At 68.1% G+C, this 19,383-nt stretch carries 16 protein-coding genes; 12 read left to right on the top strand and 4 right to left on the bottom strand.

Annotated elements, in window-relative coordinates; genetic code table 11:
• The first annotated feature begins 33 nt into the window (after positions 1 to 33).
• The 5 genes from radC to MF270_RS20160 all read left to right on the top strand — a co-directional run bounded on the left by radC (position 34) and on the right by MF270_RS20160 (position 4,217).
• Positions 34 to 801 (top strand): RadC family protein, encoded by a 768-nt coding sequence (radC, locus tag MF270_RS20180; protein ID WP_418887890.1) that lies wholly within the window; start codon positions 34 to 36, stop codon positions 799 to 801.
• Positions 802 to 1,127: 326 nt separating this feature from the next.
• Entirely contained in the window at positions 1,128 to 2,057 is a 930-nt protein-coding gene (locus MF270_RS20175; RefSeq protein WP_238367590.1) for an aldo/keto reductase, read from the top strand.
• Positions 2,054 to 3,124, top strand: coding sequence for an NAD(P)/FAD-dependent oxidoreductase (locus tag MF270_RS20170; protein ID WP_238367589.1), 1,071 nt, complete (start codon positions 2,054 to 2,056; stop codon positions 3,122 to 3,124). Before MF270_RS20175 ends, MF270_RS20170 begins: the two co-directional genes overlap by 4 nt.
• Positions 3,121 to 3,780 (top strand): DUF938 domain-containing protein, encoded by a 660-nt coding sequence (locus tag MF270_RS20165; RefSeq protein ID WP_238367588.1) that lies wholly within the window; start codon positions 3,121 to 3,123, stop codon positions 3,778 to 3,780. Before MF270_RS20170 ends, MF270_RS20165 begins: the two co-directional genes overlap by 4 nt.
• 101 nt (positions 3,781 to 3,881) lie before the next feature.
• On the top strand, positions 3,882 to 4,217 hold the full coding sequence (locus MF270_RS20160) for a carboxymuconolactone decarboxylase family protein (protein ID WP_238367587.1): 336 nt from the start codon (positions 3,882 to 3,884) through the stop codon (positions 4,215 to 4,217).
• 431 nt (positions 4,218 to 4,648) lie between these two features.
• On the opposite strand, the gene MF270_RS20155 is transcribed toward MF270_RS20160, so the two are convergent.
• Both MF270_RS20155 and MF270_RS20150 read right to left on the bottom strand, forming a co-directional pair.
• Complete coding sequence (locus MF270_RS20155; protein WP_238367586.1) at positions 4,649 to 7,153, bottom strand: GcvT family protein; 2,505 nt, start codon at positions 7,151 to 7,153, stop codon at positions 4,649 to 4,651.
• Positions 7,137 to 8,753: a hypothetical protein gene (locus MF270_RS20150; protein ID WP_238367585.1), complete on the bottom strand. Its 1,617-nt coding sequence runs from the start codon at positions 8,751 to 8,753 to the stop codon at positions 7,137 to 7,139. The genes MF270_RS20155 and MF270_RS20150 overlap by 17 nt, the downstream gene beginning before the upstream one ends.
• A 178-nt stretch (positions 8,754 to 8,931) precedes the next feature.
• Between MF270_RS20150 and MF270_RS20145 the strand changes: the two genes are divergently transcribed.
• The 7 genes from MF270_RS20145 to MF270_RS20115 all read left to right on the top strand — a co-directional run bounded on the left by MF270_RS20145 (position 8,932) and on the right by MF270_RS20115 (position 16,338).
• Positions 8,932 to 9,570 carry an alpha/beta hydrolase family protein gene (locus tag MF270_RS20145; RefSeq protein WP_238367584.1) on the top strand — a complete coding sequence of 213 codons (639 nt, stop codon included), beginning with the start codon at positions 8,932 to 8,934 and terminating at the stop codon, positions 9,568 to 9,570.
• A 177-nt stretch (positions 9,571 to 9,747) separates the two neighbouring features.
• Positions 9,748 to 10,794 carry a rod shape-determining protein gene (locus tag MF270_RS20140; RefSeq protein WP_238367583.1) on the top strand — a complete coding sequence of 349 codons (1,047 nt, stop codon included), beginning with the start codon at positions 9,748 to 9,750 and terminating at the stop codon, positions 10,792 to 10,794.
• A gap of 75 nt (positions 10,795 to 10,869) precedes the next feature.
• Positions 10,870 to 11,790 carry a rod shape-determining protein MreC gene (gene mreC, locus MF270_RS20135; protein ID WP_238367582.1) on the top strand — a complete coding sequence of 307 codons (921 nt, stop codon included), beginning with the start codon at positions 10,870 to 10,872 and terminating at the stop codon, positions 11,788 to 11,790.
• A complete protein-coding gene (locus MF270_RS20130; RefSeq protein ID WP_238367581.1) occupies positions 11,783 to 12,325 on the top strand; it encodes a rod shape-determining protein MreD in 543 nt (180 codons plus the stop codon). Before mreC ends, MF270_RS20130 begins: the two co-directional genes overlap by 8 nt.
• A complete protein-coding gene (gene mrdA, locus MF270_RS20125; protein WP_238367580.1) occupies positions 12,322 to 14,265 on the top strand; it encodes a penicillin-binding protein 2 in 1,944 nt (647 codons plus the stop codon). Before MF270_RS20130 ends, mrdA begins: the two co-directional genes overlap by 4 nt.
• Positions 14,262 to 15,401, top strand: coding sequence for a rod shape-determining protein RodA (rodA, locus tag MF270_RS20120; RefSeq protein WP_238367579.1), 1,140 nt, complete (start codon positions 14,262 to 14,264; stop codon positions 15,399 to 15,401). Before mrdA ends, rodA begins: the two co-directional genes overlap by 4 nt.
• Positions 15,382 to 16,338: a 2-hydroxyacid dehydrogenase gene (locus tag MF270_RS20115; protein ID WP_238367578.1), complete on the top strand. Its 957-nt coding sequence runs from the start codon at positions 15,382 to 15,384 to the stop codon at positions 16,336 to 16,338. The genes rodA and MF270_RS20115 overlap by 20 nt, the downstream gene beginning before the upstream one ends.
• A gap of 238 nt (positions 16,339 to 16,576) precedes the next feature.
• Here the strand turns inward: MF270_RS20115 and MF270_RS20110 are convergent, their stop codons facing one another.
• Both MF270_RS20110 and MF270_RS20105 read right to left on the bottom strand, forming a co-directional pair.
• Entirely contained in the window at positions 16,577 to 18,148 is a 1,572-nt protein-coding gene (locus MF270_RS20110) for a phosphate ABC transporter substrate-binding/OmpA family protein (protein WP_238367577.1), read from the bottom strand.
• A 20-nt stretch (positions 18,149 to 18,168) separates the two neighbouring features.
• Positions 18,169 to 19,179, bottom strand: a complete 1,011-nt coding sequence (locus MF270_RS20105; RefSeq protein ID WP_238367576.1) for a hypothetical protein — start codon at positions 19,177 to 19,179, stop codon at positions 18,169 to 18,171.
• Between the last annotated feature and the right edge of the window lie 204 nt (positions 19,180 to 19,383).

The following is a 19,383-nucleotide window of genomic DNA, read 5'->3' as shown; positions in this document are numbered from 1 at the left end:
TTTGTTCACCAGCCATACGCCATGGTCGGGGGCATGAAACGGTCAGACGATCTACCCCTGTTCCAGATGGACGAGGCAATGGGCCCGCCCCTCACGCCCCAAACGCCCCTGCAAAAGGGCCAGCGGCTGCCGTCCTATATCGGCGACCACCGCAAGCGGCTGCGTGACAGGTTCCTGCACGGCGGCGCCGAGGCGCTGCCCGATTACGAGATGCTTGAGCTGGTGCTGTTCCGCGCCAACGCCCGGCAGGACATGAAGCCGCTGGCGCGGCTGTTGTTGGAAAAGTTCGGCAGTTTCAACGGGGTGATCAGCGCCCCGCCCGAGCGGTTGGCGCAGGTCAAGGGCGTCGGTGACGCGGTCATCTGCGAACTCAAGCTGATCGAGGCGGCGGCCCAGCGCCTGTCGCGGTCGCGGGTGATGCAGCGTCCGGTGCTCAGCTCGTGGGACGCGCTGCTGGACTATTGCCACACCACCATGTCGCACCGCGAAACCGAACAGTTCCGCGTGCTCTACCTGGACCGCAAGAACATCCTTGTGGCTGACGAGGTACAGGGCCAGGGCACGGTCGACCACGTCCCCGTCTACCCGCGCGAGGTGGTCAAGAAAGCGCTCGAGCTGAACGCCTCGGCGCTGATCCTGGTGCACAACCATCCCTCGGGCGATCCGACCCCGTCCGAGGCGGACATCCTCATGACCCGCCAGATCGAAGCCGCGGCCAAGGCGCTGGGGATCACCCTGCACGACCACCTCGTGATCGGCAAATCGTCCGAGGTGAGCTTTCGCGCCGACGGCTACCTCTAGGCCGGGCGGGCGGTTCGGCCCGCGCCGCGCCCGACCCCGGCGGACGCCATGCCGGGCTCAGTTATTGCGCACGACCAGATCGATGGGCCGCAAGGGCCACCCACCGCCTGCGCGACGATGCGCGCGGCGCCCCGCGAGGCAACACCCCGTTTCAGCAGCCAGGCCACCTCGTGCGCCTCCAGCGCGCAAAGGTCGGGGCCGGTACGGCCCGCGACTTGTTTCAGCCTCGTCCCCGTCCCCCGATATCGTCAACGGACGGTGACTCCGTGCGGGCATCGCGGCAATCCCCCTTTCCTTCGGCCCGCGCGGGTGGCAGGCTCGGGTCCATGACACGATTGACCACACCCGACGGCTCGGCGCTGTCCCCCTTCGCCTACGGCACCATGCAATGGGGCGGCAAGGCGAGCGACGACGACGCCCGCGCCATGTACGACGCCTGCCGCGCGGCGGGCCTGAACCATTTCGACACTGCCTGGATCTACACCGAGGGCCGGTCCGAAGAGATCCTGGGCCGCCTTGCAGGGCCTGACCGCGACGCGCTGTTCCTGGCCACCAAGGTCGCCATGGCAGGCGGCGCGGGGGCAGCCAATATCCGGACGCAGCTGGGCGAAAGCCTGGACCGGATGCAGATGGACGGGGTCGACCTGCTGTACCTGCACCGCTGGAACGACGATCCGCTGGACGAGACGCTGGGCGCCTTGGCCGCGCTGAAGGCCGAGGGGAAGTTCCGGTACCTTGGCGTGTCCAACTTCGCCGCCTGGCAGGTGATGAAGTTTCAATGCGCCGCCGAGAAACATGGGCTGCGCGTGGACGTGCTGCAACCGATGTACAACGTGGTCAAGCGGCAGGCCGAGGTCGAGCTGCTGCCGATGTGCGCGTCCGAGGGCATCCTGCCCGCGACCTACAGCCCGCTGGGCGGCGGCCTGCTGACCGGCAAGTACCAGCGCGGAGAGGCCGGGCGCCTGTCCGAGGATGATCGCTATGCCGCGCGCTACAATCCCGACTGGATGCACGAGGCGGCGCGCGGCCTTGGCGCCATCGCCGAGGAGCTGGGCACCCATCCCGCGACACTGGCCGTCGCCTGGGTTGCGCGCCACGCGGCGCAGCCGGCGCCGATCATCTCGGGCCGGTCGCTGGACCAGCTTCAGCCGTCGCTCGACGCGCTCGACTTCAACATGACGCAGGGGCTTTACGACCTGCTGGCCGATCTCGCGCCCGATCCACCCCCCGCCACGGACCGGCTGGAGGAAGCATGACCGACATCGTCGTCATCGGCGGCGGGATCGCCGGTGTCTCGGCCGCCGCGCGGCTGGCGCCCGAGGCGCGCGTGACGCTGCTCGAGGCCGAAACGTCCTTGGGCTTTCACGCCACGGGGCGGTCGGCCGCGGCCTTCCTTGCCAATTACGGCAACCCGGTCGTGCGCGCGCTGAACCATGCCAGCGCGGATGAACTGCACGCCCGCGGTGTGCTGTCGCCGCGCGGCATGTACCTGGTCGGCAAGGCCGGCGAAGAGGAACGGTTCGCCGTCAATGCCGCCGGGTTCGGGCTGGACGAGGTCTCGCTGAGCGACGCCGTGGCGCGGGTGCCGATCCTGAACACCGACACCGTCACGCGGGTGGCGGGGCGCGAGGATGTCTTTGACCTCGACACCGACCTGTTCCTGCAGGGCTTTGTGCGCGAGGTGCGGGATGCCGGGGCCGAGATCGTGACCGGCGCGCGGATCGACAGCATCACCCGCGACGGCGGGCGTTGGACGCTGCGGGCGGGCGACCGCGATTGGCAGGCCGACGTGATCGTCAACGCCGCCGGCGCCTGGGCCGACGAGGTGGCCGCGCTGGCCGGCGCCCGGCGCATCGGCCTCCAGCCCTACCGCCGGTCCATGGCGCGCATCCCCGCGCCGGGCGGGCATGACGTGAGCCGCTGGCCCTTCATGGACGGGGTCGACGACGCCTGGTACGCCAAGCCCGACGCGGGTGCGCTGCTGGTCTCGCCCAGCGAGGAAGACCCGGTGCCGCCGCAGGACGCCTGGGCCGACGACATGGTCCTGGCCGAGGGGCTGGCCCGGTACGAGGAAGCGGTGACCGAGCCGGTCACGCGGATGCTGGCCAACTGGGCGGGCTTGCGCACCTTTGCCCCCGACCGCACGCTGGTGATCGGGCCGGACGCCCATGTGCCGGGTTTCATCTGGTGCGCGGGGCAAGGCGGCTACGGCTTCCAGACCGCCGTCGCGGCCAGCCGCCTCGTTGCCGCGCATGTCCTGGGCCACGCGCCGGACCTGGACCATGCCACCGTCACCGCCCTCAGCCCCCGGAGGTTCGCATGACCCGCAAGCTGACCCTGCCCGACGGAGGGCCGATGCACATGCCGTCCGACGGCGACAAGCTGATCGCCCCCTCTGCCACACGGAATTGCGACGCGGTTTGCAACCTGGTGGCCAGTTTTGCCGCCGAAACGGGTGACGCGCTCGAGATCGCCTCGGGCACCGGGCAGCACGTGGTGGCACTGGCCCGGCGCCTGCCGGGGCTCAGCTGGCAGCCGACCGACGTGGACCCGATGCGGCTGCGGTCGATCGACGCCTACGCGCGCGAGTCGGGGTTGACGAATATCCTGCCGGCCATGGCGCTGGACGCCAGCGCGCCGGGTTGGGCGCGCGCGCACGGCGGCAAGGCCCTGGTTTCGCTGTGCAACCTCTTGCACCTCATCAGCGACGCCGAGGCCACTCAGCTCTTGCAGGAGGCCGCGCAGGCGGTCGGGGTCAACGGCCACCTGATCCTTTATGGCCCCTTCATGCGGGCCGGAGAGCTGACGAGCGAGGGCGATGAACGTTTCCACGCCTCGCTGCAACAGCAGGACCCCGACATCGGCTACAAGGACGATTTCGACGTGATCGACATCGTGCAGGCCGCGGGCCTCGACCTTGTCGCGGCGGTCGAGATGCCGGCGAACAACCTTGGCCTTGTCTTCACACGGCCGTTCTGACCCGAAGTCACCTGCAAAAACCTGCATGTCTTGATCCTGCGCAAGGTCCGGGTCCTGCCGCGCGCGCTATGGCTGCGGCAACGTCATGCCAGGAGAGACGGATGAGCTGGAAAGACACGATCGACCGCACCTATGCGCAGCTGCGCGCGCTGAACAAGGCCGCGCCGGCCATGGCAAAGTTCAACGAGCTGAACATGGCCGTGAAGAAAGAGGGCCCGCTGGACGCCAAGACCAAGGAATTCGTCGCCCTTGGAATCGCGGTCTATGCGCAATGCGACAGCTGCATCGCGCTGCACGTCAAGGCGCTGATCCGCGCGGGCGCAACCCGGGACGAGGTCGCCGACGTGCTGGCCATGTCGGTGCAGATGGGCGGTGGCCCGGCCTCGATGTATGCGGGCAAGGCGTTGGAATGCTTTGACGAATTGTCGGACGACTGACTGCCGGGCTCTAACGTGCCGCAGACCGGTGACCTGCCCGTCGCCCCCGCAGATCCCCGAAGGCCTTAACGCTGCGACCCGACCTCCGGTCCGCGCCGGTGTGACACGCCCGTCCGGTCCGCAGAGGTGACGGCCGGGCGACCACGCGCGGTTTCGGCCCCGGTTGGGGCCGCGCCGGCAGGCCATGGAAAAAAGACCCCGGCCGGGACAACCGGCCGGGGTCTTTTTAGTCAGTGACGTGCCGCGGGTGGGTGGCCCCGACCGGGATGCAATCGGGGCCACGGGAACACACCAAGTCGAACGCGAAAGACCCGGTGCTCCCATCTCGTCGCCGCGGCGACGTCACGGGTGAAGTGCCCGAGTCAGGGGCCCGGCGTCATGACATAGGTCAAGTGCCGGGCCCGTTTTCCAACAAAACTCTTTCCCGTCCCTTAAATGTCCTTACGGATCACTTCGTTTTTCGGATCATAGGGGCTGTCGACGGTGACTTCGGCATCGTAGAGCGCGCCCTGGATGCGGACCTGCAGCCTGGTGCCCGGCTCGGACAGCGCGACGGGGACGTAGCCCATGCCGATCTGCTTGCCGAAAGCCACCGACCAGCCGCCCGAGGTCAGGCGCCCGATCATCTTGCCGTCGTGCAGCAGCGCCTCGCGGCCCCAGGGGTCGCAATCGTCCGGCCCGTCGATCAGCACGGTGACGCACATGGCGCGGATGCCCTTGTCCTGCATCGCCGCCTTGCCGGTGAAGTCCTTCGACAGGTCGACAAAGCGGTCCAGCCCGGCCTCGAGCGGGGTCGCGTCGCGGCCCAGTTCGTTGCCGAAGGCGCGGTAGGATTTCTCCTGCCGCAGCCAGTTCTGCGCGCGGGCCCCGACCAGCTTCATGCCGTGCTTTTCGCCCGCGGCCAGCAGCTGCTCCCACAGGTAGCGCTGCATCTCGATCGGGTGGTGAAGCTCCCAGCCCAACTCACCCGTGTAGGCCACGCGGATGGCGCGGACCGGGCACATGCCGAGTTCAATGTCGCGGTACGAGAGCCAAGGGAACCGCTTGTTGCCAAGGCGGGTTTCCGGTTCCGCGTCGCGCACCAGCTCGTTCAGGATGTCGCGCGACCTGGGCCCCGCGATGGCGAAGACGCCCCATTGCGTGGTCACGTCATGGATGTCGACATAGCCGCCACCCTGGCCCATGAAATCCTCGGCCGCCTTCATCAGGTAATCGGCGTCATAGGCTGTCCAGGCACCGGCCGAAACGAGGTAATATTCGTTCTCGGCCAGGCGGACGATGGTGTATTCCGTGCGGGTCGTGCCCGCCTCGGTCAGGGCGTAGGTCAGGTTGATCCGGCCCACTTTCGGCAGCTTGTTGCAGGTGAAGCGATCGAGGAACGCGGTCGCCCCCGGCCCCCGCAGCAGGTGCTTGGTGAATGCCGTGGCGTCGATCAGGCCGGCGGTTTCGCGGACGGCCTTCGCCTCGGCCTCGGCGTATTGCCACCAGTCGCCACGGCGGAAGCTGCGGCTGTCGTGGTCGAACGACTCGGGCGCATCCAGCGGGCCGTAGTAGTTCGGCCGTTCCCAGCCGTTCACGCAGCCGAACTGCGCGCCCAGCGCCTTCTGGCGGTCATAGACCGGCGCGGTGCGGAGCGGGCGGGCCGCCGGGCGTTCCTCGTCCGGGTGGTGCAGGATGAAGACGTGGTCGTAGCATTCCTCGTTCTTGCGGCAGGCATATTCGGTCGTGATCCACGAGCCGTAGCGCTTGGGGTCGAGCGAGGCCATGTCGATCTCGGCTTCGCCCTGGGTCATCAGCTGGGCAAGGTAGTAGCCGGTACCGCCCGCGGCGGTGATCCCGAAGGAAAAGCCTTCGGCCAACCACATGTTGCGCAGGCCCGGGGCCGGGCCGACCAGCGGGTTACCATCGGGGGTGTAGCAGATCGGGCCGTTGAAATCGTCCTTGAGACCGACGGTTTCCGAGGACGGAATCCGGTGGATCATGGACATGTATTCCTCTTCGATCCGCTCGAGGTCGAGCGGGAAGAGGTCGGCGCGGAAGCTGTCGGGCACGCCGTAGGCAAAGCGCGCCGGGGCGCCTTCCTCGTAGGGGCCAAGGATCCAGCCGCCGCGCTCTTCGCGCACGTACCACTTGGCGTCGGCGTCCCGCAGCACCGGGTGCTCGGGCGCGCCGGACTGGCGATAGGCCTGCAGCGCCGGGTCAGGTTCGGTCACGATGAACTGGTGCTCGACCGGGATCGCGGGGATCTTGATGCCCAGCAGCTTGGCGGTGCGCTGCGCGTGGTTGCCGGTGGCGGTCACGACGTGTTCGGCGGTGATGGTGGTCTGCTCGTCCGAGGGCACCAGGTTGCCGCCCTTCTCGACCATCTTGGTGACGGTGACCTTCCACTCGGACCCGGTCCACTCGTAGCCGTCGACCTGCCACTTCCGCTCGATCATCACACCGCGCTGGCGGGCGCCCTTGGCCATGGCCATGGTCACGTCGGCAGGGTTGATATAGCCGTCCTGCGGATGGAACAGCGCGCCCTTGAGATCCTCGGTATTGAGCAGCGGCCAGCGCTCCTTGATCTCGGCCGGGCTCAGGAACTCGTGGTAGACGCCGGCGGTTTCGGCGGTCGAGCTGTAAAGCCGGTACTCGTCCATCCGCGCATCGGTCTGCGCCATGCGCAGGTTGCCCACGATGGCAAAGCCGGCGTTGAGGCCAGTTTCCGCTTCGAGCGTCTTGTAGAAATCGACCGAGTACTTGTGGATATGGGTCGTCGCGTAGTTCATGTTGAACAGCGGCAGCAGGCCGGCCGCGTGCCAGGTCGAGCCGCTCGTCAGCTCGTCCCGTTCCAGCAGCATGACGTCCTGCCAGCCCGCGCGGGCCAGATGGTAGGCGATCGAGGTACCGACGGCGCCACCGCCGACGACAAGGGCTTTAACGTGGGTCTTCATGTGACGTGCGCTCCGGGGTTTGCGTGGCCTGACCCGCTTTTACCGGATTCGCACAGCGGCGCGCAGCCCACCCGACATTTGCCGCGCTGAAAACGACTTCGCGGAAAATCGCTTTCCGACAAGGCAACTTCAGGGGGCAGACACGGGCGGGGGCGGCCGTGACCTCGGAGTAGCTTTGGGTCGACAGGGCTTCGGCCGCGGCCAGGCGAATCGCCTCGGCATTGGCCTCGCAATAGATCGTGCCGCTGACCAGTTGCACGCAGCTGCCGGGGGCGAGGCCGGCCTGCACCTCGTGCTGGCGCAGGTCATACCGCGGGTGGTGGGTCTTGAGACCGCCGCTGCTGGCCGCCTTCCATTCGGCCTGCGGCTTGCCCGACAGCCCGTCCTGGGCGACACGCAGGTCGGTCGTGGCCAGGCCAAGCTGCGACACGCGGGCCCTGGCCTGCGCCAGCGCGACCTCGGCGGCACGGGCCTCGGCCTCTGCGGCGGCCAGGGCCTCGGCCTCCTTGTCGGGACCGGCAAAGAGCTTGAGCAGCGAGAACCCGCCCGCCTCCGCGTCCGGCTCGGCGGCGGCTTGCACCGTCTCGGCCTTCTCGACCTTGACGCTGGCCTCCTGCGTCTCGAGCCCGATCTGCTGGCCGGCCGCGCGTTGCTTGTCCAACCGGTACTCGGCCCCGGCCGGCGTGATCATCTGTTCGAGGAAGGTGGGCGAGTAGTCGCCGCTTTCGTACTTGGCCAGCGCGGCGGCCCGCTGTTGCAACCGCTGCTGGTGACGCTGGTCCGACCAGCGCTGTGCGACAAAGACCTGCTGGTCCACCGGCATGACCGGCACATCGGCCGAGACGCCGACCATGGGCAACTCGTTCAGCCTGTTCAGCGCGACATAGTCGATGGCATGCATGATCTCGCGGATCGACGCGTCCTCGGCCCGGGCGGTGATCTGCAGGGCCACGCGGTCGCCCATCCGGGTCTGGAAGGTGCGCCGTTTCTCTTCGTCCTCGCGCGTCCCGCCGCTTTCCAGCTCGGCAAAAACGTCCCATTTGCCGTGCTTCTGTGCCCAAGACACGCCCTGCGAATGGGCGAACCCCTTGAACGAGTTCCGGTCGTCCAAGGTGCTGCGCAGCGTGTCGGCGGCAAAGCTGGTGGTCACGCGGATGGGCTCGTCCCGCTCGGTCTTGGCCTCGAGGAACACCAGCTCGTTGCCCTTGCGGTAGACCATCGTGCGCGCGGCCTTCAGGTTGCCGTAGCCGGCCGCGCTGAAGCCGCCGATCATCTTGGTCGAGTCCTTCATCGCCGACATGACCTCGGGGTCGAAGTCGGTGACGCGGTCCTCGCCCATCAGCGCGCTCTGCAACTCGGGCGTCCATTCGCTGCGCACCCAGCCCTCGGGCGCGTCGGGCATGAAGCTAGTGATCGGCCGGGCCAGGAATTCCTTGCGGTCCTTGGCCTGGCGTTCCTCTTCGGCGCGGGCACCGAAGCTGGCCAGGTATTCCCTGGGGCCAAAGGCGCCCTCGGCATCCTTCCACTCCATGAAGAAGTCCGAGGCGACGGCCATCAGCCCCATCAGGGCGACGAAGCCCGCGATTATGAATTTCTGCATGCTGCCCGGTTCCTGACTCGATCCGTTTGCGCGGCAGAAGACCATCGTTTTCAGGCGACAATGGGGCGGGAATGGTGGGAAAGCGGGGTAATCCGGCCCGCCCGCCGGTCGGGAATTCCGGACTGGACGGGTGCAACCACACCGTGTTCCCATGACACGTCAGGATGGGAGAGAGCACATGACCAAGCTGGATCTGATGGAAGCCGCCGAGATGATCCGCGCCAGCTACGCGGGCACCAATGCCGCCGAGGTCGACGTGTCGATCGACATCCGCGGCGTGCAGGCGCACTACCTGAAAAGCGGCGTGCTGGTGATCCCCGGCACCAACGAATTCGCCGACTGGTTCGATTTCAACCTCAACGTCACCAGCGACGGCGCCGAAACTCACGGGTTCGAGGTGGTGCCCGGCGACAGCGGCACGCTGTGGCACGCGGGCTTCCTGGAACACGCGCAGATCGTCTACACCTTTGCCAAGGGGCTGCGGCCCAAGTTCATCGTCGGCCACAGCCTGGGCGCCGCTTCGGCCCAGATCGTCGGCTGTTCGCTGCAGGTGCCGACCGTGGCCTTTGCCTCGCCGCAGGTCTGCCGGTCGCGCAACCGTCTTCCGGGCGAGGGCTGGGTCATGAACCTCTGCCGCGCAGACGACACGGTCTGCCACGTCCCGCCCCGTTTCCTTGGCTTTCGCACCATCGGCAGCCGTTACTGGCTCAGCCCGGACGAGGTGAACGTCGGCGGCGATCACAAGGTCGAGAATTACATGGACATGCTCAAGCTCAAGAAGGTCAAGGACCGCGTTCCGATGGCCTGGCCGGCCTGATCGACCGCCCGTCGGGGCGCGAAACTCCGCTCCGGGCGGCACTGGGCGGTTTCGCGCTGATTTGTCCTGCCACCACCCTTTCGCACGCGCAGCGCACTTCGTATAAGTCGCGCGGCCCGCCTCGACAGAGTCGCGGGCCTTCTGACTTTTGTGGCAGCAAATCGGGGCGGGCGACGTATGTTTGGACTTGGAAACCTCACCGGTCTCTTTTCGGCCGACATGGCCATCGACCTGGGGACGGCGAATACGCTGGTCTACGTGAAGGGTCGCGGCATCGTGCTGAGCGAACCTTCGGTGGTCGCCTACCACATCAAGGACGGCGTCAAGAAGGTGCTGGCCGTGGGCGAGGATGCCAAGCTCATGCTTGGCCGCACCCCCGGCAGCATCGAGGCGATTCGCCCGATGCGCGAAGGCGTGATCGCCGACTTCGACACCGCCGAAGAGATGATCAAGCACTTCATCCGCAAGGTGCACAAGCGTTCGACATTCTCGAAGCCCAAGATCATCGTCTGCGTCCCGCACGGGGCGACCCCCGTCGAAAAACGCGCCATCCGCCAGTCGGTGCTGAGCGCGGGCGCGCGCAAGGCGGGCCTGATCGCCGAGCCGATCGCGGCCGCCATCGGCGCCGGCATGCCGATCACCGACCCGACCGGCAACATGGTCGTCGACATCGGCGGCGGCACCACCGAGGTGGCCGTGCTGTCGCTGGGAGATATTGTCTATGCCCGTTCGATCCGCGTCGGCGGCGACCGGATGGACGAGGCGATCATTTCCTACCTGCGCCGCCAGCAGAACCTGCTGATCGGCGAATCGACGGCCGAGCGGATCAAGACCAGCATCGGCACGGCGCGGATGCCCGACGACGGGCGCGGCTCTTCCATGCAGATCCGGGGCCGGGACCTTCTGAACGGCATCCCCAAGGAAACCGAAGTCAGCCAGGCCCAGGTGGCCGAGGCGCTGTCCGAGCCGGTGCAGGCGATCTGCGAGGCCGTCATGACCGCGCTGGAATCGACGCCGCCGGATCTGGCGGCCGACATCGTGGACCGCGGCGTCATGCTCACGGGGGGCGGTGCGCTGCTGGGCGACCTGGACCTCGCGCTGCGCGAACAGACCGGGCTGGCCGTTTCCATCGCGGATGAAAGCCTGAACTGCGTGGCCCTCGGCACCGGCAAGGCGCTCGAGTTCGAAAAGCAGCTGCGCCACGCGATCGACTACGACAGCTGACGCTTTTTTCATTGGCCCGAAGGGCCTATCTTGGCGTAAGCGAGGCGGAACCGCAGGGGCGGCGACCGGAGGCACATGGCCAGGGATCGGAACCAGTCGGAGGAATACACCGGCCCGCTCAAGCGGTTGCTTGTGGCGGTGGTTGTGCTGTGCCTGCTGGCGCTGTTCCTGGTCTGGCGCATCGACAGCCCGCGCGTCGAACGCTTCCGCGCCGCCGTCATCGACCGGGTCGTGCCGCAGTTCGACTGGGCCATGGCACCGGTCACGGGCGCCATCAGCCTGCTGCGGGATTTCCAGTCGTATCAAAGCCTTGCCCAGCAGAACCAGGAACTGCGCCGCGAGTTGCAGCAGATGAAGTCCTGGAAGGAAGCCGCCGTCCAGCTGGAACAGGAGAACGCCCGGCTGCGCGATCTGAACAACGTGCAGCTCGACCCCAAGCTGACCTACATCACGGGCGTGGTGTTGGCCGACAGCGGGTCGCCCTTCCGCCAGTCCGTGCTGCTGAACATCGGCGCCCATGACGGAATCGTCGACGGCTGGGCCGCGATGGACGGGCTGGGCGTGGTCGGGCGCGTCTCGGGTGTGGGCGAGAACACCTCGCGCGTGCTGCTGCTGACCGACACATCAAGCCGCATTCCCGCCGTCATCCAGCCCTCGGGGCAGCGGGTGCTGATCGTCGGCGACAACACCGCCGCGCCGCCCATCGACTTCATCGAGGACCAGGACCTGGTGCGGCCCGGCGACCAGGTGCTGACCTCGGGCGATGGCGGGGTGTTCCCGCCAGGGCTTGTGATCGGCCAGGTCGCGATGGACCCGGGCGGGCGGTTCCGCGTGCGCATGGCCGCCGATTACGAGCGGCTGGAATTCCTGCGCGTGCTCAGGAACTACGAGCTGCGGGGCATCGGTGGCACCGGCTCGCTGATCGCGCCGATGGCCCTGCCCGCGCTGCCCGAAGCGGCGCCGCTGCAACAGGCGGAGGGGCAGGCCGATGGCTGAACAGACCGCCGCCCGTCTCTGGGCCACCCGGGGCCTTTACGTCGCCATCTCGCTGGTGATCTTGTTCTTTTCCATCCTGCCACTGCACACGCTGCCGCGCTACTGGGCCGGGCCTGATCTCTTGCTGGCGCTGACGCTGACCTGGTCGCTGCGCAAGCGCCGGGCGGTGCCGATCCTGGTGGTCGCCGCCGTCGCCCTGCTGGCCGACCTGATGCTGGGGCGCCCGCCTGGGCTTTGGGCCGCGATCCTGGTGATCGGCAGCGAATGGCTGAAAAGCCACGCCCGCCAGCTGCGTGATCAGTCCTTCGCGACCGAGTGGCTGACCGTCGCGACGCTGATCGTGCTGATGGCGCTGGCCTACCGGATCACCCTGGCGATGACCGTGACGCAGATGCCGCCGATGGGCCTCTACGTCATGCAGGTCGTCGCGACCATCGCGATCTATCCGCTGGTCGTCGGCGTGTCGCATGTCGTCTTCGGCATCCGCAAGGCGCAGCCCGGGGACCTTGAAAGCATGGGGAGGCAACGCGCATGAGACGATCGCCCCGCGAAAGCCAGCAGGCCGCGCGCCTGATCGGCCGCCGCGCCCTGCTGGTCGGCGGCCTTCAGGCCGGCATGATCGGCGTACTTGGCCTGCGGATGCGCTACATGCAGGTCGACCAGGCGCAGGAATACCGCCTGCTGGCCGAGGACAACCGCATCCGGCTTGACCTGATCGCCCCGGCGCGCGGGCGGATCTTCGACCGCAACGGCGTGGTGGTGGCCGAGAACGAGCCGACCTACCGCATCATGATCAAGCGCGAGGACGTGGAGGACATGGACGCCGTCCTCGCCGCGCTGTCGCAACTGACCACGCTGGACGAGACCGCACTGGCCGACGCGATCGAAGAGATGCGCCGCACCCCGGCCCACCGCAACGTGATCCTCGCCGACCGCGTCAGCTGGGAAGAGATCAGCCGCGTCGCCGTCAACGCCCCCGCCCTGCCCGGCGTCACACCCGAGGTCGGCCTTGCCCGCGCCTACCCGCTGCGAGAGGATTATTCCCATGTCATCGGCTATGTCGGCCCGGTCAGCCAGCGCGACCTCGACCGGATCGAGGACCCGGACCCGCTGCTGATGCAGCCGCGGTTCCAGATCGGCAAGGTCGGGATCGAACGCAACCTCGAGGACAGCCTGCGCGGCAAGGCCGGCGTGCAGCGGGTCGAGGTCAACGCCGCCGGCCGCGTCATGCGCGAACTGGGCCGGACCGAGGGCACATCGGGCAAGGACGTGCAGCTGACCATCGACTCGCGCCTGCAGAACTACGTGCAGGCGCGGCTGGGGTCCGAAAGCGCCTCGGTCGTGGTGATGGATTGCGACACCGGCGACCTCCGCGCCATCGTCTCGGCCCCCAGCTATGACCCGAACAAGTTCGTGCGCGGGATCTCGAGCGCGGATTACTCGGTGCTGCGCGAAAACGACCACCGGCCGCTGGCCTCGAAGACGGTGCAGGACGCCTATCCGCCCGGCTCGACCTTCAAGATGGTGACGGCGCTGGCCGCGCTGGATGCCGGGCTGATGGGCCCCGAGGAAACCGTCTGGTGCCCCGGCCATCTCGAGGTCGGGGGGCGGCGCTTTCATTGCTGGAAGCGGTCGGGCCACGGCCATGTCGGCCTGGAACAGGCGATCCGCGAAAGCTGCGACGTCTATTTCTACGACCTGGCCCTGAAGACCGGGATCGAGAACATCGCCGGCATGGCCCGCAAGATGGGGCTGGGCGAGGCGCATGACATCCCGATGAGCGCGGTGACCTCGGGCCTTGTGCCCGACAAGGAATGGAAGCGCGCCAACCGCGGCGCCGACTGGGTGATCGGCGATTCGGTCAACGCCTCGATCGGGCAGGGTTTCGTGCTGACCTCGCCACTGCAACTGGCGGTCATGACGGCGCGCATCGCCACCGGCCGGGCCGTTCTGCCGCGCCTGGTCAAGTCCATCGACGGGGTCGAGCAGCCCCTGCGCGAAGGCGTGCCCATGGGGTTGAACGAGAACCACCTGCGCTGGATCCGCAAGGCGATGTACGCGGTCATGAATTCGAACCGGGGCACCGCCTACCGCTCGCGCATCCTGCCCGAAGAGATGCGCATGGCCGGCAAGACCGGCACCAGCCAGGTGCGCAACATCACCGCGGCCGAACGGGCGCGCGGCGTCACCTCGAACAACGACCTGCCGTGGAACCGGCGCGACCACGCGCTGTTCGTCAACTTTGCCCCCTATGACAAGCCGCGCTTTGCGGTGGCGACGGTGGTGGAGCACGGCGGGGGCGGATCGACCGCCGCCGCGCCCATCGCGCGGGACGTGACGCTGCAGGCGCTTTACGACGGCGATCCCCCGCTCGAGGCCTACCCGAGCGAGGTGCGCGGCCGCATCAAGTCGCAGCAGGAAGAGCTGCGCGCCCTGCGTGTCGATTTCGACGCCAAGGACAGCGAACGCGCATGAGTTACCTCGAGTACAACGTCAAGCATGTCCCCGCGGGCTTTCGCAAGGTGATGTACCTGCACTGGCCGCTGGCGCTGCTGCTGGCGGCGGTGGCGGGTGTCGGGTTCCTGATGCTCTACTCGGTCGCGGGCGGGGACGTGTCCCGCTGGGCCGAGCCGCAGATCAAGCGCTTTGCCGTGGGCTTCGTGCTGATGATGGCCGTGGCCATGGTCCCGGCCTGGTTCTGGCGCAACATCTCGGGCGTGGCCTATGGCGTGACGATCCTGCTGCTGCTGGCGGTGGAGTTCTTCGGCGCCATCGGCATGGGGGCGCAGCGCTGGATCGACCTTGGCTTCATGCGGCTGCAGCCGTCCGAGCTGGCCAAGATCACCACGGTGATGATGCTGGCCGCCTATTACGACTGGCTGCCCATGGCGCGGGTGTCGCGCCCGCTTTGGGTCGCGGTGCCAGTGGGGATCATCCTGCTGCCCACCTACCTGACCCTGCGCCAGCCCGACCTTGGCACCGCGCTGCTGCTCATGCTGGGCGGAGCCATCGTGTTGTTCATGGCCGGGGTCCACTGGCTTTATTTTGCCGTCGTGATCGCCGCCGCCGTGGGCACGGTCTGGGCGGTGTTCGAAAGCCGCGGGACCGATTGGCAGCTGCTCAAGGATTACCAGTTCCGCCGCATCGACACCTTCCTCGACCCCAGCCAGGACCCGCTGGGGGCCGGGTATCACATCACCCAGTCCAAGATCGCGCTGGGGTCCGGCGGCTGGACCGGGCGCGGTTTCATGCAAGGCACGCAGAGCCGGCTGAACTTCCTGCCGGAAAAGCACACCGACTTCATCTTCACCACCCTGGCCGAGGAATTCGGCTTTGTCGGCGCGGTCTCGCTCCTGGGCCTCTACGCGCTGATCATCGTGTTCTGCGTGGTGACGGCGGTGCAGAACCGCGACCGGTTCTCGTCGCTGATGACGCTGGGGATCGCCTCGGCCTTCTTCCTCTATTTCGCGATCAACATGTCGATGGTGATGGGCCTTGCGCCCGTGGTGGGCGTGCCGCTGCCGCTGGTCAGCTACGGCGGGTCGGCCATGCTGGTCTTGATGGTGGCCTTCGGGCTGGTACAGTCCGCCCATGTCCATAGACCCCGCTGATCCGCGCCCGCTTCGCGTCCTTTTCGCCGGCCAGTCCGAGCGTTGGGAAGAATATGAGACCCCGCTGAGCGCGGCCTTCGCCAGGCACGGGCTGGAAGTCGAACTGGACACGGAGTTTCCGCCCGAAACTGTCGATTACATCATCACCGCGCCCAATGGCACGGTGCAGGATTTCACGCCCTACACAAAGGCGAAGGCGGTGCTGAACCTCTGGGCCGGGGTCGAGGGAATCATTGGCAACGAGACCCTGACGCAGCCGCTGTGCCGCATGATCGAGACGGGGCTGACCCAGGGCATGGTCGAATGGGTGACGGGCCATGTGCTGCGCCATCACCTCGGTCTGGACCGCGACATCACGCGGGACCAGCCGGTGTGGGATTTCCGCGTGCCCCCGCTGGCGACCGACCGCAAGGTGACCATCCTGGGGATGGGAGAGCTGGGGCAGGCCTGCGCCCTGGCCCTTGCCGGGCTCGGCTTCGACGTGGCGGGCTGGAGCCGGTCGGAAAAGCGCGTGCCGGGGGTGGAATGCCTGTCAGGCGAGGCGGGTCTGACAGCCGCGATGAACCGCGCCGAGATCCTGGTGCTGCTGTTGCCGCTGACCCCGGCGACGCGGCACCTGATCGACGTCGCAACGCTGGCGCGGTTGCCGAAGGGCGCGGTGATCCTGAACCCCGGGCGGGGACTTCTGATCGACGACGACGCGCTGCTGGCGGCGCTGGATGCCGGGCACATCGCCCATGCCACGCTCGACGTCTTCGCGGTCGAACCGCTGCCCGAGGGGCATCCTTACTGGGCGCACCCGTCGGTCACCGTGACGCCGCACATCGCCTCGTCCACGCGGCCCGGGACTTCGTCCGAGAGCATCGCCGAGAACATCCGGCGCTGCGAGGCCGGCGAGCCGCTGATTGGGCTGGTGGATCGCGGGCGGGGGTATTGAGGGGCCCTGTTGGACCCAGCTGGCATTGTCGTTGCTCTCGCTAAAGCACCTGCCCCCTGCTCGCCTCCGACTTCCCCGCCGGTGCCGCGAGGCGCTAAGGGCGGCCCCCGGCCGCGGGTGGGGGTCGGGGGCTGCCCGGACTGCATCCGGGCGGCACACAAAATTCGACGGAGCGAATAGCCTTGGGATGAAATCCATCGCCGGCTTCGATCCGGGCCCGGGATCGCGCAGCCAGCCCCTAACGCAACCACACCTCGACCCGCCGGTTGGTCTGCCGCCCCCAGCTGGTGTCGTCGCAGGCCATGGGCATCGCCTCGCCGAAGGCGTCCGATGACATCTCGAGCCGGCTGAAATCGGCCGTCTCGGCGGCGGTCCGCACCGCCTCCATTACCGCCGCCGCGCGGCGTTCGGCGATGGCCTGGTTGGCCTCGTGCGGCCCCTGCCCGTCGGAAAAGCCGACGAAGACCAGCGTGCGGTTGTCATAGGTCCCCGCCTCGATCTCGCGCGCCAGCTGCTGCACGTTGGACCGGCTCTGCGCATCCAGCCGCGTCGCCCCGCTTTCGAACCGGTACGAGATCGACAGCCGCGCCATGGGGCGCAGCGTGCGCACCAGCCGGTAAAGCTCGGCCTCGGGCGATCCGGCGCCGGCCACCGTGACGGCATTGGCCAGCCGGTCGCCCTGCATGTCCAGCGGGATCTCTTCCGGCGCCTGGTCGACGAAACCGGCGCGGCGGATCACGATCTGCGCCGGATCCGACCGGGTAAAGCGCAGGAATTCCCGCGCCAGCTTGGGCAGGCGCCGCGCCGGCAAGTAAAGGAACATCGGCGCGGTCAACGGGTAGTCTTCCGTCTTGATGGTCCGCCGCTCGGCCCTGAGCGAGAAATCGCAGGCCCCGCCGATGGTCAGCGCCCGGGCATTGCCGATGTCGGAATAGCTCGCCACGCCGAGGGACAGCAGGTCGCCGGCCACCGCCTCGGCCAGCGAGAGGTTGTCGGGATGCCGCTCCACGTCCACCCGCAGCGGCAGGCGCGCGGGCGCCAGCACGCGGTCCTCGACCGCCTGCGCGAGGCCCGAGGCGCTGTCCCGCAGCCGCACCGTGATCGGCGCATCCGGACCGCCCAGCTTTTCCCAGTTGTCGATGCGGCCGGCCAGCACCTGCGCCAGCTGCAACACGGTGATTTCGTGCACCGGGTTCGTGGGCGACACGATCGGCACCATGGCATCCAGCGCCACCACCCGGCTGCGGTTCGCGGATTCGAGATCGCCCAAGCCCGCCTCTGACGCCAGACGCGCCTCGTCCCGGCGGATCTCGCGCAGGGACATGACGATGTCGGCCTCGTCGGCCAGCAGGTCGGCAAAGCCTTCGTCGGTGTTGGTCACGTGAAAATGGAACCGCGCGACATCCTCGCCGCTGCGCCGGTCGGACAGGGAATAGAGCACGTAGCTCTCCTCGACCTGTTCGCGGCGGATGTCGTAGCCCTCGCGCGCGGCGAAGGCCTCGAGCAGGGCGGGCATCAGCACCCGGCCCATGGTGGCCGAGCCCGAGATGCCGACCTCGGCCACGAAGGTGTCGAGGTTCGGGCAGCCCACGCCCTCGCACAGCACGCCCGAGCCGTCCACGGTGATTTCGCCGTAGATCGTCTCGACCCGGTAGAACTCGCCGTCATAGCCCAGAAGCGTGCCGCCGATCTCGATCGTCCCGTCGCGGGAATACAGCGTCACGTCCTGTGCGGCGGCCGGAACTGGCCCGCAGCCCGGCCCGCAGACAAGGAAAAGTGCGGCGCAAAGCGCCGCACGAAAGGCGTTCATGAAACCCCCGGGGGTAGCGGTCAGTTGGCCGCGATCTTCAGGCTTTCCAGCACGTCGTTCAAGACCAGAAAGTCGCCCACGGCGTCGCAGCCGGGCACGAAGAGCTGCAGGTCCTTGACCGCCGGGCTCGTTGCGCGCGCGACCGAGAGCGACTGCGCCGAAAGCTGGGTGCCGCAGGTCGCCTCGGTGACCTCGATCTCGACCGACAGGTCGATCTCGCCCGTGACCTGCGACTGGCCGGCCGGGAAGGTGTAGACCTCGGCCAGGCGCGGCTTGGGCCCGCCCGTGGCGCCAAGCCAGGTCATCGCACCGCCGGTGCCCTGGACCGCGTCCGCAAGGCTGCCGGGTTGCTCCATCCAGACATGGCCCGCCTCACCGAAGCCGGCGCCGAATTCCATGGCGTGCAGTTCCACGCCCGGCGCTCCGGCCCATTGCAGCACGACCCGGTCGTATTGCGCCAGGTCCGGCACCTCGGCGATGGCCACGCCGCCCTCACCGTTCTCGAAGGCCGAGATGAAGACGGACTGCGTGGAGAGCGCCGGCACGCCGATGTCGAGCACGCCGTTTTCGTCTGTCACCTCGGTGAACATGAGGCCGTTGTGATGGATGGTCACCCATTGGTTCGGCGCACAATCGGCGCTGACGCGCAGCTGCACCATGGCGGCCGCCATGGGCGTCGCGCTCATCTCGACCGGGCAGTCGAAGGCGGCGGCGGCCGGCGTCTCGCCGGTGCCGTCCAGCGCGGCCAGCACCGGGCCACCCGTCTCGCCGTCCAGGCGTGGCGCGGCGGGCGCGGTCGGCGCGGCGGTGCGGCGCACGTCGCGGATGTCGACCGTGGTGGTCGCCGGGGCGCCGCCGTCGGGCACGGCCGCCGGCTTGGCCGGCGTCCCGGTGCCCATCGAATTCTGCTGGACCGGGGCGACGGACGGGCCGGCGCCCGGTCCGCCGGATTTCTGCATGACAAAGCCGATGGCGAGCGCCAGCGTCAGCGATGCGCCGATCATCACGTATCGATTCGTTTGAAGCTGCATCACAGCCCTCCTTACCCATTGGCAGGAAGAACTATGGCAGGCGAAAGGGCCGTGGGTTTGGCGCGGCAAGGGAGTCCTTGCGGCCGAAATAAGGCAGCAATGGAACAGGCTGTTTCCGAAACGTTAACGCCGCGGGTGCAGCGTTCGGGTGCCGGACGGGGCCTTAGCGGCCAGGAAAGCGCGCCACCCGGGCCGGACCCGGGC

It is taken from the genome of Mesobacterium pallidum (assembly GCF_019966535.1).
Lineage (GTDB): Bacteria > Pseudomonadota > Alphaproteobacteria > Rhodobacterales > Rhodobacteraceae > Mesobacterium > Mesobacterium pallidum.
The sequence above is the reverse complement of the archived record's forward strand: the minus strand, read 5'-3'. Positions and strand labels throughout refer to the sequence as shown.

Excerpts from the sequence above, each read along its gene's own strand:
- MF270_RS20130 (WP_238367581.1), top strand. The coding sequence starts at position 11,783 with ATGGCTGAACAGACCGCCGCCCGTCTCTGGGCCACCCGGGGCCTTTAC.
- MF270_RS20150 (WP_238367585.1), bottom strand. The coding sequence starts at position 8,753 with ATGCAGAAATTCATAATCGCGGGCTTCGTCGCCCTGATGGGGCTGATG.
- mrdA (WP_238367580.1), top strand. The coding sequence starts at position 12,322 with ATGAGACGATCGCCCCGCGAAAGCCAGCAGGCCGCGCGCCTGATCGGC.
- MF270_RS20105 (WP_238367576.1), bottom strand. The coding sequence starts at position 19,179 with ATGCAGCTTCAAACGAATCGATACGTGATGATCGGCGCATCGCTGACG.
- MF270_RS20175 (WP_238367590.1), top strand. The coding sequence starts at position 1,128 with ATGACACGATTGACCACACCCGACGGCTCGGCGCTGTCCCCCTTCGCC.
- MF270_RS20145 (WP_238367584.1), top strand. The coding sequence starts at position 8,932 with ATGACCAAGCTGGATCTGATGGAAGCCGCCGAGATGATCCGCGCCAGC.
- mreC (WP_238367582.1), top strand. The coding sequence starts at position 10,870 with ATGGCCAGGGATCGGAACCAGTCGGAGGAATACACCGGCCCGCTCAAG.
- rodA (WP_238367579.1), top strand. The coding sequence starts at position 14,262 with ATGAGTTACCTCGAGTACAACGTCAAGCATGTCCCCGCGGGCTTTCGC.
- MF270_RS20155 (WP_238367586.1), bottom strand. The coding sequence starts at position 7,153 with ATGAAGACCCACGTTAAAGCCCTTGTCGTCGGCGGTGGCGCCGTCGGT.
- MF270_RS20115 (WP_238367578.1), top strand. The coding sequence starts at position 15,382 with ATGTCCATAGACCCCGCTGATCCGCGCCCGCTTCGCGTCCTTTTCGCC.
- radC (WP_418887890.1), top strand. The coding sequence starts at position 34 with ATGAAACGGTCAGACGATCTACCCCTGTTCCAGATGGACGAGGCAATG.
- MF270_RS20160 (WP_238367587.1), top strand. The coding sequence starts at position 3,882 with ATGAGCTGGAAAGACACGATCGACCGCACCTATGCGCAGCTGCGCGCG.
- MF270_RS20170 (WP_238367589.1), top strand. The coding sequence starts at position 2,054 with ATGACCGACATCGTCGTCATCGGCGGCGGGATCGCCGGTGTCTCGGCC.
- MF270_RS20140 (WP_238367583.1), top strand. The coding sequence starts at position 9,748 with ATGTTTGGACTTGGAAACCTCACCGGTCTCTTTTCGGCCGACATGGCC.
- MF270_RS20110 (WP_238367577.1), bottom strand. The coding sequence starts at position 18,148 with ATGAACGCCTTTCGTGCGGCGCTTTGCGCCGCACTTTTCCTTGTCTGC.
- MF270_RS20165 (WP_238367588.1), top strand. The coding sequence starts at position 3,121 with ATGACCCGCAAGCTGACCCTGCCCGACGGAGGGCCGATGCACATGCCG.